General features: G+C 66.8%; 15 protein-coding genes. 7 read left to right on the top strand and 8 right to left on the bottom strand.

The window, feature by feature from the left end:
* Window positions 1-60: 60 nt before the first annotated feature.
* Window positions 61-789, bottom strand: a complete 729-nt coding sequence (locus L1Z78_RS06450) for an SDR family oxidoreductase (protein ID WP_234640724.1) — start codon at window positions 787-789, stop codon at window positions 61-63.
* A gap of 91 nt (window positions 790-880) precedes the next feature.
* Here L1Z78_RS06450 and L1Z78_RS06445 point away from each other — a divergent pair, with 91 nt between their 5' ends.
* Window positions 881-1336 (top strand): winged helix-turn-helix transcriptional regulator, encoded by a 456-nt coding sequence (locus L1Z78_RS06445; protein WP_234640723.1) that lies wholly within the window; start codon window positions 881-883, stop codon window positions 1334-1336.
* Here the strand turns inward: L1Z78_RS06445 and L1Z78_RS06440 are convergent, their stop codons facing one another.
* Window positions 1337-2644, bottom strand: a complete 1308-nt coding sequence (locus L1Z78_RS06440) for a replication-associated recombination protein A (RefSeq protein ID WP_234640722.1) — start codon at window positions 2642-2644, stop codon at window positions 1337-1339.
* A 441-nt stretch (window positions 2645-3085) separates the two neighbouring features.
* On the opposite strand from L1Z78_RS06440, the gene brnQ reads away from it, so the two are divergent.
* Window positions 3086-4396: a branched-chain amino acid transport system II carrier protein gene (brnQ, locus tag L1Z78_RS06435; protein ID WP_234640721.1), complete on the top strand. Its 1311-nt coding sequence runs from the start codon at window positions 3086-3088 to the stop codon at window positions 4394-4396.
* 32 nt (window positions 4397-4428) lie between these two features.
* Here brnQ and L1Z78_RS06430 read toward each other — a convergent pair whose 3' ends face one another.
* Entirely contained in the window at window positions 4429-5955 is a 1527-nt protein-coding gene (locus L1Z78_RS06430) for a methyl-accepting chemotaxis protein (RefSeq protein WP_326491968.1), read from the bottom strand.
* Here L1Z78_RS06430 and L1Z78_RS06425 point away from each other — a divergent pair.
* A complete protein-coding gene (locus L1Z78_RS06425) occupies window positions 5845-6135 on the top strand; it encodes a hypothetical protein (RefSeq protein ID WP_234640719.1) in 291 nt (96 codons plus the stop codon). The two genes, L1Z78_RS06430 and L1Z78_RS06425, sit on opposite strands and share 111 nt — an antisense overlap.
* Here L1Z78_RS06425 and lolA read toward each other — a convergent pair.
* Together lolA and L1Z78_RS06415 are read right to left on the bottom strand one after the other, a co-directional pair.
* Entirely contained in the window at window positions 6125-6760 is a 636-nt protein-coding gene (lolA, locus tag L1Z78_RS06420; RefSeq protein ID WP_234640718.1) for an outer membrane lipoprotein chaperone LolA, read from the bottom strand. The two genes, L1Z78_RS06425 and lolA, sit on opposite strands and share 11 nt — an antisense overlap.
* A gap of 26 nt (window positions 6761-6786) precedes the next feature.
* Entirely contained in the window at window positions 6787-9150 is a 2364-nt protein-coding gene (locus L1Z78_RS06415) for a DNA translocase FtsK (RefSeq protein WP_234640717.1), read from the bottom strand.
* Between the two features lie 259 nt (window positions 9151-9409).
* Between L1Z78_RS06415 and trxB the strand changes: the two genes are divergently transcribed.
* The 3 genes from trxB to rpmG all read left to right on the top strand — a co-directional run bounded on the left by trxB (window position 9410) and on the right by rpmG (window position 11046).
* Window positions 9410-10363 (top strand): thioredoxin-disulfide reductase, encoded by a 954-nt coding sequence (trxB, locus tag L1Z78_RS06410; RefSeq protein ID WP_234640716.1) that lies wholly within the window; start codon window positions 9410-9412, stop codon window positions 10361-10363.
* Window positions 10364-10621: 258 nt separating this feature from the next.
* Window positions 10622-10855 carry a 50S ribosomal protein L28 gene (gene rpmB / locus L1Z78_RS06405; protein WP_012207163.1) on the top strand — a complete coding sequence of 78 codons (234 nt, stop codon included), beginning with the start codon at window positions 10622-10624 and terminating at the stop codon, window positions 10853-10855.
* 20 nt (window positions 10856-10875) lie between these two features.
* The gene (rpmG, locus tag L1Z78_RS06400; protein ID WP_234640715.1) at window positions 10876-11046 is read left to right on the top strand and encodes a 50S ribosomal protein L33; all 171 of its coding nucleotides are present in this window, start codon (window positions 10876-10878) and stop codon (window positions 11044-11046) included.
* Between the two features lie 67 nt (window positions 11047-11113).
* Here rpmG and L1Z78_RS06395 read toward each other — a convergent pair whose 3' ends face one another.
* Window positions 11114-12595: a PLP-dependent aminotransferase family protein gene (locus tag L1Z78_RS06395; RefSeq protein WP_234640714.1), complete on the bottom strand. Its 1482-nt coding sequence runs from the start codon at window positions 12593-12595 to the stop codon at window positions 11114-11116.
* A gap of 209 nt (window positions 12596-12804) precedes the next feature.
* On the opposite strand from L1Z78_RS06395, the gene L1Z78_RS06390 reads away from it, so the two are divergent.
* Entirely contained in the window at window positions 12805-13173 is a 369-nt protein-coding gene (locus L1Z78_RS06390) for a hypothetical protein (RefSeq protein ID WP_234640713.1), read from the top strand.
* On the opposite strand, the gene L1Z78_RS06385 is transcribed toward L1Z78_RS06390, so the two are convergent.
* Together L1Z78_RS06385 and L1Z78_RS06380 are read right to left on the bottom strand one after the other, a co-directional pair.
* The gene (locus L1Z78_RS06385) at window positions 13148-14371 is read right to left on the bottom strand and encodes a fatty acid desaturase (protein ID WP_234640712.1); all 1224 of its coding nucleotides are present in this window, start codon (window positions 14369-14371) and stop codon (window positions 13148-13150) included. The two genes, L1Z78_RS06390 and L1Z78_RS06385, sit on opposite strands and share 26 nt — an antisense overlap.
* 112 nt (window positions 14372-14483) lie before the next feature.
* Entirely contained in the window at window positions 14484-15800 is a 1317-nt protein-coding gene (locus L1Z78_RS06380) for an RsmB/NOP family class I SAM-dependent RNA methyltransferase (RefSeq protein WP_234640711.1), read from the bottom strand.
* Between the last annotated feature and the right edge of the window lie 59 nt (window positions 15801-15859).

The following is a 15859-nucleotide window of genomic DNA, read 5'->3' as shown; positions in this document are numbered from 1 at the left end:
GTCTGGCTTTCCTGGGGATGGATCGGATGGACAGGGAGCGGGACACGGCGACGGGGGCGCTTACCAGGACTCCATCCAGGGACGGATCTCCGTCTCGTGCGTCCATGCATCGCGCGGCTGCTGGTGCAGCTGCCAGTAGAGGTCGGCGATGTGGACCGGGTTGAGGATGCCGTCCTGCTGCTTGAGCGCGTACCGCTCGGGGAAGTTGCTGCGGATGAATTCCGTGTCGATGGCGCCGTCGATCACCGGATGGGCCACATGGATGCCCTGGGGCCAGAGCTCACGCGCCATGCTCTGGGCCAGCGCCCGCAGGGCGTGCTTGGCGCCCGCGAAGGCGGCAAAGCCCTCGCGCCCGCGCAGGCTGGCCGTGGCGCCCGTGAAGAGGATGGTGCCCCGTCCACGCGGCAGCATCACCCTGGCGGCCTCGCGCCCCATGAGGAAGCCCGCGAAGCAGGCCATCTCCCAGACCTTGTAGTAGACGCGCGCCGTGGTCTCGGTGATGCCGAAGCGCACATTGGCGCCGATGTTGAAGACGGCCACTTCGATGGGGGCGATCTCGGCCTCTATCTTCTGCACCAGGGCCACCATCTCCTCCTCCTTGCGCGCATCGCTGCCGAAACCGTGGGCCTCGCCTCCCGCAGCGCGGATCTGCTCGACCAGGGGCTGGAGCTTGTCGGCACTGCGGCGCGTGACGCAGGCGATATAGCCTTCGCGCGCAAAGCGCTGGGCGATGGCACCGCCCGTGGCGTCGCCGGCGCCGATCACGAGGATGGCTTTCTTGTCGGTCATGGATTCTCCGTGGATGAAGTTTCAAGTTCATTTTTTGAACTGACTGCACGGTAGGTTTAAAATCAGAACCCGTCAAGCGGGGAACTGCCCAATGAAATGGAACGAACTCGAGGAAGAATGCTGCTCCGTCGCACGCACGGTCTCGGTCATCGGCGACCGCTGGACCCTGCTGGTGTTGCGCGACTGCTTTCTGGGCATACGACGCTTCGATGAATTCCTCGGGCGGCTGGGCATTTCGCGCCCCATGCTCTCGGACCGGCTGGCCCGGCTGGTCGATGCGGGCGTGCTCGGGAAAGTGCCCTACCAGGAGGCTCCGGTCCGGCATGAGTACCGCCTGACGCCCAAGGGCCTGGACCTGCATCCCGTGATCATGGCCATCGTGCACTGGGGCGATGTGCACATGGCGGGCGAGGCCGGCCGCCCTCTGCTGCACCGCCATGCCGGCTGCGGCCATGTCTTCGACCCGGTCATGGTCTGCTCGCAATGCCATGCGCCCTTGCGGGCCCGGGACGTGACCGTGGAGCCCGGCCCGGCCGCCCGGGGCTGATCAGGACCCTTCGCCGGCCTCTGCGTCCCATTGGCGCAGCACGGCCAGCTTCTCGCCTATCTTGATCTCCAGGCCCCGCGGCACGGGCTGGTACCAGCCGGGCTCGGCCATGCCTTCGGGCAGATAGGTTTCACCGGCCGCGTAGGCATTGGGCTCGTCGTGCGCGTAGCGGTACTCATGGCCATAGCCCAGCTCCTTCATGAGCCGGGTGGGCGCGTTGCGCAGGTGCACGGGCACCTCCCGGCTCTTGTCCTGCTTCACGAAGGCGCGCGCCTTGTTGTAGGCGTTGTAGCCGGCATTGCTCTTGGCGGCCATGGCCAGGTAGATCACGGCCTGGCCCAGCGCCAGCTCACCCTCCGGACTGCCCAGGCGCTCATAGGTCAGGGCCGCATCATTGGCGATCTGCATGGCGCGCGGATCGGCCAGGCCGATGTCCTCCCAGGCCATGCGCACGATGCGCCGCGACAGGTAGCGCGCATCGGCGCCGCCGTCGAGCATGCGCGTGAGCCAGTAGAGCGCCGCATCGGGGTGGGAGCCGCGCACGGACTTGTGCAGGGCCGAGATCTGGTCGTAGAAGTTGTCCCCGCCCTTGTCGAAACGCCTGGAATTGAGGGTCAGCGCGTTCTGGACGAAGTCGGCGTCGATCCGGGTGATACCCGCTGCGCCCGCGGCTGTCTGGCATTGCTCCAGCAGGTTCAGGAAACGGCGGGCATCGCCATCGGCATAGCCGATGAGGGTGTCCCGGGCCAGGTCATCGAACTCCAGACCATCCAGGGCCTTGTCCCGGGCCCGCCGCAGCAACAGCTGCAGCTCCTCGTCCGTCAGTGACTGGAGCACGTAGACCTGCGCGCGCGACAGCAGGGCCGAATTCACCTCGAAGGAAGGATTCTCCGTGGTCGCGCCGATGAAGGTCACCAGGCCGCTTTCCGCATAGGGCAGCAAGGCATCCTGCTGCGACTTGTTGAAGCGATGGATCTCATCCACGAACAGGATGGTATGCCGGCCCATGGCCAGGTTCTGCTGGGCCTGCTCCATGGCGGCGCGGATGTCCTTGACGCCCGAGAACACCGCGGACAGCGCGATGAACTCGCACTTGAAGGCCGTGGCCGTGAGCCGCGCCAGCGTGGTCTTGCCCACGCCGGGCGGTCCCCAGAAGATCATCGAATGCGGCTTGCCCGACTGGAAGGCCAGCCGCAGCGGCTTGCCCTCGCCCAGCAGATGGGACTGGCCTATGACCTCGTCCAGCGTCCTGGGCCGCAGCGCTTCGGCCAGCGGTGCGGCGGGCTCCCGGGTGAACAGATCAGCCATGGTGCAGCTCCCGCACAGGCATTGGCGCGCAGCGCCAAGCGGGCAGCCCGCGTTCCGGATTCATCGCCGGGAGGAACAGAAGCAATTGCGAAACCATGGCGCCATTGTCCACGCCATGGGCGCCCGCCGTGCGCCACGGCCTGCATGCCTGATACAGGTCATCGGCTGAAGATCTGTTTCTCCAACAGGAAATGCCGGCATCGGCCCCAGGCATGTCACTCCCATGACATGGATGGTTTGCATGCACCCCAACCAGAGCAATCACTGACATTTTTCTCGTGTCCGGGGCCACAGCCCTAAAATACAGCCCTTTGCGAGGCCAGCCGCGTTGTCTTCGCGGCCTTCGGGGCCATGCCCATGCAGCCCCCGCGCTCCGCGTTTCCCCACTGTTTCTGGAACTGCCCGCCATCCGGCAAGCAGGGCCTTTTCCTTTCCGCATCCATGCAAACACTCAAGACCCGGGACCTCATCGCCCTAGGCTTCATGACCTTTGCGCTGTTCCTCGGCGCCGGCAACATCATCTTCCCGCCCATGGTCGGCCAGGGCGCCGGCGAACATGCCGCCGCCGCAGCCACCGGCTTTCTGCTGACCGGCGTGGGCCTGCCCCTGCTCACGGTGGTGGCGCTGGCGCGGGTCGGCGGTGGCCTGGATGCGCTGACCTCGCCCGTGGGCCGCAAGGCGGGCATGGCGCTGGGCCTGCTGATCTATCTGATCCTTGGCCCGTTGTTCGCCACGCCGCGCACGGCCACGGTCTCGTTCGAGATGGGTTTCGCCCCGTTCATCGGCCACAGCGGCGCAGCCCTGTTCATCTACTCGGCCGTGTACTTCGCCCTGGTCATGGGCCTGTCCCTGTTCCCGGGCAAGCTCATCGACAGCATCGGCAAGCTGATCACTCCCGTGCTGATCCTGGCCCTGGTGGTGCTGGGCGCCGCCGCCGTGCTGCTGCCGGCCGGAGCAGCCACCCGCGCCAGCGGCGACTACCTGGTGTCGCCGCTGGCCGAGGGCTTCCTGGAGGGCTACCAGACCATGGACGCGCTGGGCGCGCTGGCCTTCGGCATCGTCATCGTCAACGCCATCCGCGACCGCGGCGTTACCCACACCGGCCTGCAGACGCGCTACGCCATCATCGCCGGCGTGATCGCGGCCGTGGGCCTGGGCCTAGTCTATCTGTCGCTGATCCACCTGGGCGCCACCAGCCAGTCCATCGCCCCTGGGGCCCGGACCGGCGTGCTCATCCTCACGCAGTATGTGCAGCACACCTTCGGTCCCGTCGGCAGCGTGCTGCTGGCCGTGGTGATCTCCCTTGCCTGCCTGACCACGGCCGTGGGCCTGGTCAGCGCCTGCGGCGCGTATTTCGGCGAAATGCTGCGCCTGCCCTACCGTGCGGTCGTGGTGGCCATCGGCCTGGCCTGCATCCTGGTGTCCAACCAGGGCCTGGCCCAACTGATCGCCATCTCCGGTCCCGTGCTGGTCGGCATCTACCCGCTGGCCATCGCCCTGGTACTGCTGAGCCTGTTGTCGGGCCTGTGGCGCAATGCCCGGCGCGTGTTCGCGCCGGTGCTCGCCGTGGCGCTGGTGTTCGGCCTCATCGATGCGGCCAAGGCCGCCGGCTGGCAGGACTGGCTGCCAGCCTTCCTCGGCAGCCTGCCCGGCAACGGCATGGGCTGGGCCCTGCCCGTGGCCGCCACCCTGGTCCTGGCCGGCCTGCATGACCGGCTGCGCCCCGTGGCCGCACGGCCCGCCGGTGCCTGAGCCGACAGGCGGACCACCCGGCGTCTCCCCAGTCAGGCGGTCCTGAAGCGGGCCATGAGTTCGACCAGCTGATGGGCCTGCTTGCGCAGGCTCTCGGCGGCCGAGCTGGTCTGCTCCACCAGGGCGGCGTTCTGCTGGGTCCCTTCCTCGATGCGGACGATGGCGCTGTTGACATGGCTCACGCCGGCGCTCTGCTCGCCGCTGGAGTGGCTGATGGCGCCGATCATGCGCGAGACATTGGCGATGGCCTCCTGCGCCGAGGCCATGGTCGCTCCCGCGCTGTCCACCTCCTGCGCCCCCAGGGCCACGCGCTGGGCATTGGCCTGGATCAGGTCACGGATCTCGCGCGCCGCGCCCGAGCTGCGCTGGGCCAGCGAACGGACCTCCGCAGCCACCACGGCAAAGCCGCGGCCCTGCTCGCCGGCGCGTGCGGCCTCGACAGCGGCGTTCAGCGCCAGGATGTTGGTCTGAAAGGCGATGCCGTCAATCGTCTCGATGATGCTCACGACGCGCTCCGACGCATCCTGGATGCTGCGCATGGTGCCCACGACGGCGGAGATGGCATTGCCGCCGCGCGTGGCGATGTCGCTGGCCGTAGAGGCCAGGGCATTGGCCTTGCGGGCATGGTCCGCGTTGCCGCGCACGGTCGAATCGAGCTGGACCATGGAGGATGCCGTCATCTGCAGCGCCGAGGCCTGCTGCTCGGTGCGCTGTGCAAGATCGCTGTTGCCCGCCGCGATCTGCGAACTGGCCGATGCCACCTGCTCGGCATTGCCGCGCACTTCCACGACGATGCTGCGCAGCTGCTCCTGCATGGCGCCCAGCGCACGCAGCAACTGGCCCAGTTCGTCGCGCCCGCCATGCTCGATGGCATTGGTCAGGTGGCCCTGGGCGACCTTCTCGGCCAGCCGTACCGCGCTGCGCAGCGGCGCCACGACCGCCCGCGTGATGCGCCAGCCTATGGCAACACCGGCTGCCGCGGCCACCAGCATCAGTGCCAGGCTCAGCTCGGTGGCGTGCCTGCCGCTGCGGTAGGCTTCATCGCCCACGGCCTTGCTCTGCGCCGCGATGCCGGCCTTGAGCCGGGCCAGCAGCTCGGCCGGTTCACGGTCCACGCCGCGCACGGCCATGTCACCCACGGAGGGGTCGAAGCCCGTGGCCTCGAACTTGTCCAGGCCCACACGGTAGCCCTGTGCCATCTTGCGGTGCTGCGCGACAAAGCCCTGGGCCATCTCGCGCAGCGCCGCATCGTCCACCAGAGCCAGCAGGGCCGCGGTCTTTTCCTGCACGGCAAGCTCATCCGCGAGGAATCCTTTCCAGTGCTGCTCGCGCAGCGCATTGTCCGAGCCGCGCAGCAGCACGTTCTTCCATTCCTGGACCTGGGTCTTGAAATGGCCCTCCACTTCGGCGGCCAGGCGTTCCGCAGTCATGTGGCGCTGGACATCGCCATGGAAAACGCCCAGGGATTGATGGGCCGACCAGAGGCCGAAGAAGCCGGCGGCGAGGGTGAAGAACAGCGCCATGGCAATGGCGAGCGGCAACTTGCGACTGAGATTCATAGGGACATGCGAGAGCCGGCCAGCATGTCCTTGTGGGACGTCGAAACAGCAAGCTGGCCGCAGACCGCCATTGTCCCGGCGATATTAGGCAAAACCATTACAAAACCTCACAATTTGCACACGGCAGACAGTGAAGGCATTGAAGGCTGCCCGGGCAGCGATGGACTGTCTACTGCTTGAGCACGTCAGCGCCCGCAGGCACCTTGAACTCGAAGGTCGAGGCCGGCAGGGATGCCTGGGTCTGCAGCTGGCTGAAGCGGATCAGAGAACGCTGGCCGAAGCTGTCAAGAATGTCCAGCGCCGCGAGCTGCCCGTCGGCGGCAAAGCCCACGCGCACGCTCTTGAGCTGGCCGTTCCTGTCCTTGGGGCTGGCCTGCACCCATTGCAGGCCATCCTGGTCGGGGGCGGACTGCAGGTCGAAATCGGCGCCCAGCGCCTTCAGATCGCTGGCCGACGCCAGGATGGCGGCCGGCGTGCTGCCCAGGGCCTGCGCCTGGGCACGCTGCGTGACCTGGTTGAGGTCGGCGTCATACAGCCACAGCGTCTTGCCGTCCGCGACGATGGTCTGCTCGAAGGGCTTGGTGTAGACGAAGCGGAACTTGCCCGGACGCTGGAATTCGAAATGGCCGCTGGAGTTCTTGGTGCGTGGCGGCTGCCCGTCCTTGGCCGGGGCCGTCACCGCCTGGGTGAAGTCGGCCCGGCCGGCCTGGGAGTTCTTCATGAAGGCTTCCAGGCTCTTGAGGCCGTCGGCCCAGGAGGCCGTCGCGCTGGCCGCGATCAGCATTGCAGTCAACAGTCGTTTCATTCTTTCTCCGTGGTTGCGGTCCGGCCTCACTCACCGGAACGTGCCGGCACCAGCACATCGCGCTGGCCGCTGGAGGTCAGGGAACTGACCAGGCCCGCCTTCTCCATATCCTCGAGCAAGCGTGCCGAACGGTTGTAACCAATCCTGAGCTTGCGCTGCACATAGGAGATGCTGGCCTTGCGGTCCTTGAGCACCACCTCGACGGCCTGGTCGTACATGGGATCCTTCTCGCCGCCACCGCCTTCGCCGGCCTCCGAGCCGAACTCGCTGTCGCCCTCGGCCGTGCCGCCTTCGAGCACGCCTTCGATGTAGTCGGGGTCGCCCTGCTCCTTGAGGTAGCTGACCACGCGGTGCACCTCCTCATCCGAGACGAAGGCGCCGTGCACGCGCACGGGCAGGCCCGTGCCGCTGGCCATGTAGAGCATGTCGCCCATGCCCAGCAGCGACTCGGCGCCCATCTGGTCGAGCACGGTGCGGCTGTCGATCTTGCTGCTGACCTGGAAGGCGATGCGCGTGGGGATGTTGGCCTTGATCAGGCCCGTGATCACATCCACGCTGGGGCGCTGGGTGGCCAGGATCAGGTGGATGCCGGCCGCACGCGCCTTCTGGGCCAGGCGCGCGATCAGCTCCTCGATCTTCTTGCCGACCACCATCATCAGGTCGGCCAGTTCGTCGATGACGATGACGATGTGCGGAAGACGCTGCAGCGGCTCCGGCTCCTCCGGCGTGAGGCTGAAGGGGTTGGGAATGGATTCCTCGCGTGCCTTGGCCTCGTCGATCTTGGTGTTGTAGCCGGCCAGGTTGCGCACGCCCAGCTTGCTCATCAGCTTGTAGCGGCGCTCCATCTCGGCCACGCACCAGTTCAGGCCGTTGGCGGCCTGCTTCATGTCGGTGACCACGGGACACAGCAGGTGCGGAATGCCCTCGTAGACCGACATTTCCAGCATCTTGGGATCGATCATGAGCAGGCGCACATCGCGCGCCTCGGCCTTGTACAGCAGCGACAGGATCATGGCATTGATCCCCACCGACTTGCCCGAACCCGTGGTGCCGGCCACCAGCACGTGCGGCATCTTGGCCAGATCCGCCACCACGGGGTTGCCCACGATGTCCTTGCCCAGGCCCATGGTCAGCATGCTCTTGGCATCGTGGTAGACCTGCGAGCCCAGCACCTCGGACAGCCGGATGGACTGGCGCTTGGCATTGGGCAACTCCAGCGCCATGAAGTTCTTGCCTGGAATCGTCTCTATCACGCGGATGGAGACCAGGGACAGCGAGCGTGCCAGGTCCTTGGCAAGGTTCACGATCTGCGAGCCCTTGACGCCCGTGGCCGGCTCGATCTCGTAGCGCGTGATCACGGGACCTGGCATGGCGGCGACCACACGCACCTCGACACCGAAGTCCTTGAGGCGCTTCTCGATCAGGCGGCTGGTCATCTCCAGCGTCTCGGGCGAGACACTTTCCTGGCGCTGCTGCGCCGCATCGAGCAGGTCCACCTGGGGCAGCTTGCTGTCGGGAAGCTCGGAAAACAGCGGCTTTTGGCGCTCCTTGACCACGCGCACGCTGGGCGCCGCGGCCTCCTGGAGCACGGGTTCGATGATCTGCACGGGCTGCTGGTGCTGGACGGCGCTTTCGATGCGTTCCTCCTGCACCACCTCCTCGCGCTCGCGCGCTGCGCGGCGGCCCACAGCCTCGTCCTTGGCCTTCTCGCGGCGCGCGAAGATGAAATGCACCCAGCCGTCCAGGCGGGCGCCCATGGCTTCGGCCAGATGCCCCCAGGAAAAGCGGAACACCATGGCCAGGCCGATCACGGCCACGCAGATGCCGATCAGCCCCGAGCCCATGAAGCCCAGCCATTGCAGGCCGTGGTATCCCAGCATGTAGCCGAAGACGCCGCCGGCCGGGCCGGGCAGCACACTCTCGAAGCGGTACAGTCGCGTCCACTCCAGGGCGCAGCTGGCGCCCAGCAGCAGCAGCAGGCCGCCCCAGAAACGAAGACGCCGGCGCCACAGCGGCGCCGGCTGCACGCCTTCGCGTGGCACGCCACCGCGCAGCCAGCGCGCAAAAGAGGACAGCCAGGTCTGCAGCGAGGCCAGCACCAGCCACCAGACCGACATGCCGAAGCCGAAGTAGCAGGCGTCGGCCAGCCAGGCGCCCACCCGGCCCATCCAGTTGCCGACCAGGCGCATATGCCCGGCCCCGGAGGTGGACCATGCGGGGTCCTGCGGGGAGTAGCTGAACATGGAGGCGAGCCAGAACACCAGGGCGAGCAGCCCTGCCAGCAGCAGCATTTCATGGCCGAAGCGCGCCACCATGCCGGGGCGCGCTGCGGACTTGGCCTTGCCCTTGGCCGATGTGGAAGCGTTCAGAGCGTTCAATGAGTAGGTCATACGCAGGCGGGAGCTTACCCCAGCCCCCTCGGACTGGCCGCAAAAACAGCCAGGGCGACCTGCTAGCGTAATGCAAGCACTTGCAACAGACCATGACAGTCCTGCGCGGGCAGGTCGGCGCGATCATTTTTGACAATCCAGGCCATTGATCCATATGGCGGCAGGAACCTGCAGGCGGAGCGATACTCCATCGCTCTGCCCGATGTCTCTTTTTCTGCGCGCCGATCGTCGGCGTGCGCTTTTTTCAAGAACCGCATCCATGTCTTCTACGCAACACGCCAAAGTCCTGATTCTCGGCTCCGGCCCGGCCGGCTACACGGCCGCCATCTATGCCGCACGCGCCAACCTCAACCCGCTGCTGGTGACCGGCCTGGCACAGGGCGGCCAGCTGATGACGACGACCGAGGTGGACAACTGGCCTGCGGACGTGAACGGCGTGCAGGGCCCCGAGCTGATGCAGCGCTTCCTGGAGCATGCCGAGCGCTTCAAGACCCAGGTGGTGTTCGACCATGTCCACAGCGTCGACTTCTCCAAGCGCCCCTTCACGCTGACCGGCGACTCCGGCACCTACACCTGCGACAGCCTGATCATCGCCACCGGCGCATCGGCCAAGTACCTGGGCCTGCCCTCCGAGGAGGCCTTCATGGGCCGTGGCGTCTCGGGCTGTGCCACCTGCGACGGCTTCTTCTACCGCGAGCAGCCCGTGTGCGTGGTCGGTGGCGGCAACACGGCCGTGGAGGAAGCGCTGTACCTGTCCAACATCGCCAGCAAGGTCACCCTGGTGCACCGCCGCGACAAGTTCAAGGCCGAGCCCATCCTCGTGGACAAGCTCATGGACAAGGTCCGCGCCGGCAAGATCGAGCTCAAGACCCATTTCGTGCTCGACGAGGTGCTGGGCGACGCCTCGGGCGTGACCGGCATCCGCATCAAGAGCACGCAGGACGGACATGCCGAGGACATCCAGCTGCAGGGCTGCTTCATCGCCATCGGCCACGCGCCCAACACCGACATCTTCAAGGGCCACCTGGAGATGGATGAGACCGGCTACATCATCACCCAGGGCGGCCTCAAGGGCTTCGCCACCCAGACCAGCGTGCCCGGAGTGTTCGCTGCCGGCGACGTGCAGGACCATGTCTACCGCCAGGCCATCACCAGCGCCGGCACGGGCTGCATGGCGGCCCTCGACGCTCAGCGCTTCCTCGAACAGGAATAAGCGGGAAACCGCCGCCGGCACAAAAGCCCCTGGGTACGGACGTGTTTGGCCGCCCCCGGGGCTTTTCTCATGGTGACGCTATAATGCGTGGCTTTGCTGGATTTGACGCGCCTTGCATGCCAAGGCCTGATGCTCCGGCGGATGGGGTTACCGCCACCCCTATTCTGGCGAGGTGAGGTTGCCGGCGAACTTTGCAGCGCGATTGCGCCCTTTGCAAGGACCAGAGCCGGCGGCTGTTGAAACTATCGGAGTGTCCTCATGGCACGCGTATGTGAAGTAACGGGCAAGAAGCCCATGGTGGGAAACAACGTTTCCCACGCCAACAACAAGACCAAGCGTCGTTTCCTGCCCAACCTGCAGTACCGCCGTTTCTGGGTGGAAAGCGAAAACCGCTGGGTGCGCCTGCGCGTTTCCAGCGCCGCCCTGCGCCTGATCGACAAGAACGGTATCGACTCCGTGCTCGCAGACCTGCGTGCCCGTGGCCAAGCCTAATTCCCTCAAGGAGAAACACCATGGCTGCTAAAGGCGGACGCGAAAAGATCAAGCTGGAATCCACTGCGGGAACCGGCCACTTCTACACCACCACCAAGAACAAGAAGACGATGCCCGAGAAGATGCTCATCGTGAAGTTCGACCCCAAGGCTCGCAAGCACGTCGAGTACAAGGAAATCAAGCTGAAGTAATTCAGCGGGATCTCCCCACAGGAAAGCCGCCACGCGCAAGCCTGGCGGCTTTTTTGCGCCTGGAAACTCACCCCCGCGCCGGTTGGCCCAGTTGCGAGCAGGCCATGGCGCCCAACTCGCGGCAGGCCTGCTCGACCACGGCATCCACGGGCAGGGTGCAACCCAGGCGCATGCAGTGCTCGTAGCGCCCCGAGTTCGAAAACATGCTACCCGGCGCCGTGCGTATGCCGTGCGCCAGCGCCTGGGTGAACAGCTCGGAGGTGGAGACGCCGGCCGGGAACTCCAGCCACAGGCTGAGCCCGCCCGAGGGAAGGCTCAACCGCGTGCCCAGCGGGAAAAAGCGCGCCACCAGCTGCGCCATGCCCTCGCGCTGGCGCCGCAACTGCTGCCTGATGCGCTGCAGGTTGCGCAGATGGGCCGGCGAGCCCACACAGGCCGCCGCCAGCAGCTGTGCCAGCGTCTGTGTGCCACGGCTGCGCGCGAACTTGAGCATCTGCACGCGGCCGTGCCACTGCCCCGCATTCATCCAGCCCTGGCGCAGGCCGGGTGCCATGCTCTTGTTGAAGGCCTCGCAGTAGATCACCTGGCCCGGCAGCCGGTCCCAGGCCTTGATCGGGCGCACCGGCTGGCTGCTTTCCACGAACAGTCCATAGGAGTCGTCCTCGATCAGCGCCACGCCGTGGGCCGTGCACAGCGCGACCAGGCGTGCCTTGTGCTCGTCGGGCATGCGCGTGCCCAGCGGCATCTGCAACTCGGGCACGACCACCACGGCCTTCAGCCGTGGCTGGGTCTGCAGCGCCAGCTCCAGCGCCTCGAGGGACAGGCCCGTGCGCGGACTGCAGGGAATTTCCAGGGCCTGCATCTGCAGCGATTCCACGACCTGCAGCAGCCCGTAGTAGGTAGGCGACTCCACGGCCACCACATCCCCGGGCGAGGCCACGGCGGCCAGCGCCAGGCTCACGGCCTCGGAATTGCCGGTGGTGGCCAGCACATCGGCCGGCGCCACATGGATGCCGGCGGCCAGCGCGCGCCGGGCCATGGCACGCTGGAAATCCGGGTGGCTGCCCATCATGGAGCGCCCCAGCACCAGCAGGTCGGGCTGCTCGCGCAGCAGCCGCGCAGCAGCCTGGTTCAGATAGCCATGGTCGAACAGTTCGGACGGCGGCGTGGCACCGCCCAGGTCCACGCGCACATCGGCCTGGCGCCCGCGCTCCAGCAGCAGCGAAATATGCTCGTTGATGCCCGCGAAGTGCTGCTGCGGCAATGGCTGCACGGGCCGGCTCAGGTCCGGCTCGCTGGCCGGCGCCAGGCCGACCGGGCGAGCATCGCGCACGAAGTAGCCCACGCGCGCCCGGGCCTCCAGATGGCCCAGGTCTTCCAGATGGCGCAGGGTCTGCAGCGCGGTGGACAGGCTGATTTCATGGCGGCGCATCAGCTCGCGCACCGAGGGCATGCGCTCGCCTGCCTTGAGTGTTCCCAGTTCCATGGCCAGGCTGTAGTCGGCCGCCAGGCGGCGGTACAGGGTGGGAGCGGCGCTGGCGGAAGTCATGGACGCAGAGTCAGAAGAGGGCAGATGGACCTGTGCAGGATCTTGCCGCAATCCACTGTTACGCAACAGATACAGATACCTATTGAAAACAGCAGAACAGAAGGCCTGCAATCCGCACTGCTGCGGCGCAACAAGCCATCGCTTGTGCCTGTGCCCAGGGCCGTTGCACGCCTACGCTGGAGGGCCTGTAAACACAAGGACAAAGACCCATGCACAGCGCCGATACCGACTCCCTTGACCTGCGCAGCCTGCCCCCTGGTGCCGAGCTGCACCTGCTGGTGCGTGAAGGTGGAGAACTGTTCTGCCGCCGGGGCCAGCTGGAAATCACCATCCCCCAACAGGCCTGGGAAGAAGGCATGCCAGGGCTGGTCCTCACGCTGCTGCCCGGGCAAGGCTGGCGCGCCGGTGCCGATCTGCGCATACGCGCCAGGGCACGGACCCAGGCCGTGGCAGACCTGGAACTGCACCAGGCTCCGATGGAACAAGGCCGCATGGCCTCCGAAGAGGGCATGCGGCCCCAGGCATGGTCGCTGGCCGGCTGGCTGCGTGGTTTCAGGCGTGGGCAGCGCGCAGCCTGACCGAGAACTCCTTGAGCGCGGCAATGCCGCTGGCTTCGGCGCGATGGCACCAGGCCTGGAGATGGGCGATGAGCTGTTCGCGTGACAGCGAGGTGTTGAGCCACAGTTGCCGCAGTTCCTCGCGCATGACCAGCATCTGGTCCAGCACGGGATGTGCCGCGCGCGCCTGGGCCAATTGGCCCAGGGCCTGTGCAGGCACCTTGTCCACATCGCGGTGCAGCCAGCGCCGCGCCGTCCTGAGCAGCGAGAGGTCGGCCTTTTCAGCCTTGCGCTGCTTGAGTGCGTCCAGTTCGACCTGAACCGCGGCGCGCACGCCGCGCGCATAGCGGGCCATGACTTCGTAGCGGTTGGCGATCACGGCCTCCAGCGTCTTTTCGTCGGCGACCGGCTTGACGGCACCCATGACCAGCCTGGGCGGTGTCTTCTTGACCTTGGCCCAGCCGATCTTCTGCATGGCGCTGATGTAGGCCCAGCCCACATCGAACTCGTAGCGCTTGACCGAGAACTTGGCCGAGGTCGGATAGGTGTGGTGGTTGTTGTGCAGCTCCTCGCCGCCGATGATCAGGCCCCAGGGCGAGAGATTCGTGCTGGCGTCCTGCGCCTCGAAATTGCGATAGCCCCAGAAATGGCCCAGGCCGTTGACCACGCCGGCCGCCCAGAACGGGATCCAGACCATCTGCACGGCCCAGATGGTCAGGCCGACGGCGCCGAACAACGCCACGTCGATGAACAGCATCAGCGTCGGCCCCCAGGCCGAGTGACGGCTGTAGACATGGCGCTCCATCCAGTCGTCGGGCGTGCCGTGGCCGAACTTCTTGAGCGTCTCGGCGTTCTTGGCCTCTTCGCGGTACAGCTCCGCCCCCTTGCGCATCACGGTGTCGAGGCCGCGCGTCTGGGGGCTGTGCGGATCGTCCGCCGTCTCGCACCTGGCATGGTGCTTGCGGTGGATGGCCACCCACTCCTTGGTGACCATGCCCGTGCCCAGCCACAGCCAGAAGCGGAAGAAATGCGAGGGCACCGGCCCCAGGTCCAGCGAGCGGTGGGCCTGGCAGCGGTGCAGGAAGATGGTCACGGCCGCGATGGTGATGTGCGTGGTCACCAGGGTGTAGAGCAGCAGTTGCCACCAGGACAGCTGCCACAGGCCGTGGGCCATCCAGTCCACGGCGACATTCCAAACCGACCCGAAATCCAGCGACATAAGCACAGCCCTTGGCAATGGCGGCACCGGGCGGCGCCGCTGCCTCAATTTTAGGCGCCCTCACCAGAACAGTAGGAAATCTCCTACGGTTTACAGCTTATTGCGCCTGGACTCAGCCCTTGCGGGTCCAGACGGCCGCGAAAAAGCCGTCGGTCTCATGGCGCTGCGGCCACAGACGCAGGTACTGCGTGCCAGTCTCTCCGCCGCTGCACAGCGCGGCGCCCTGCTCCACCTTGAGCTGGGCCAGCAGCTCGCCCGCATCCATGGGCACGAAGTCCTGGTGTTCGGCAGCGAACGCCTCGGCGATGGCCTCGTTCTCCTGAGGCAGCACGGAGCAGGTGGCATAGACCAGGCGCCCGCCCGGCTTGACCAGGCGCGCGGCGCTGGCCAGGATGGCGGCCTGCTTGCCGGTGAGTTCCTCGACAGCCTTGGCGGACTGGCGCCATTTGAGGTCGGGATTGCGGCGCAACGTGCCCAGGCCCGAGCAAGGGGCATCCACCAGCACGCGGTCGATCTTGCCGGCCAGGCGCTTGACCCGGTCGTCACGCTCATGGGCAATGGCGGCCGGATGCACATTGGACAGCCCCGAGCGCGCCAGGCGCGGCTTCAGGGCCTCGAGCCGGTGGCCCGACACGTCGAAGGCATACAGGCGCCCGGTGCTGCGCATGCAGGCGCCGATGGCCAGGGTCTTGCCGCCCGCGCCCGCGCAAAAATCCACCACCATCTCGCCGCGCTTGGCATCGAGCAGCAGCGCCAGCAGTTGCGAGCCTTCATCCTGCACTTCGATGGCGCCGCGCGTGAAGGCGTCCAGCCGCGTCAGCGCGGGCTTGCCCTGGATGCGCAGGCCCCAGGGCGAGTAGGGCGTGGCCTCGGCAGCGATGCCGGCCTGGCCCAGTTCCTTTTGCACCTCGGCACGCTTGGCGTTCAGCGCATTGACGCGCAGGTCCAGCGGTGCGGCCTGCTCCATGCTTTTCGCAAAGGCCCAGAAGTCCTCGCCCAGTTGCTGCCTGAGCGGCTCGACCAGCCATTCGGGCAGGTTGTGGCGGTGCGACTCCATCAATTCCTCGGGGCGCACGGCCTCGCAGGCATCGAGCCATTGCAGCTCCTGGGGCGAGAGTGCCGCGCGCACGAAACTGCGGGCCTCCTTGCGCGCCTGCTCGGAGCGGGCCATCGCCTCCTGGCTGTGGGCCAAGCCCAGGATGGCCAGCCGTCGCTCGCGCGCGCCGCTGCCCGAGCGCGCCAGGCTTTCGAACAACAATTTCTTGCGCAGCACGGTGTAGGCCGTCTCGGCCAGCGTGGCGCGCTCGCGCGGGCCCAGGTTGCGGTTGTCGCGGAAAAAGCGTGACACCACGGCATCGGCCGGGTGTTCGAAAGTCAGGGTGCGCTTGACCAGTTCGGCGCAGGCGTCGAGAAACGGTTTGGGATGCATGGGCGCGATTGTCCCACTGCCTTGCATTTCCGAGAGGGCCACAGGTCGGAACGCGGCGC

Source organism: Delftia tsuruhatensis (assembly GCF_903815225.1).
GTDB lineage: Bacteria > Pseudomonadota > Gammaproteobacteria > Burkholderiales > Burkholderiaceae_C > Comamonas > Comamonas tsuruhatensis_A.
The sequence above is the reverse complement of the archived record's forward strand: the minus strand, read 5'-3'. Positions and strand labels throughout refer to the sequence as shown.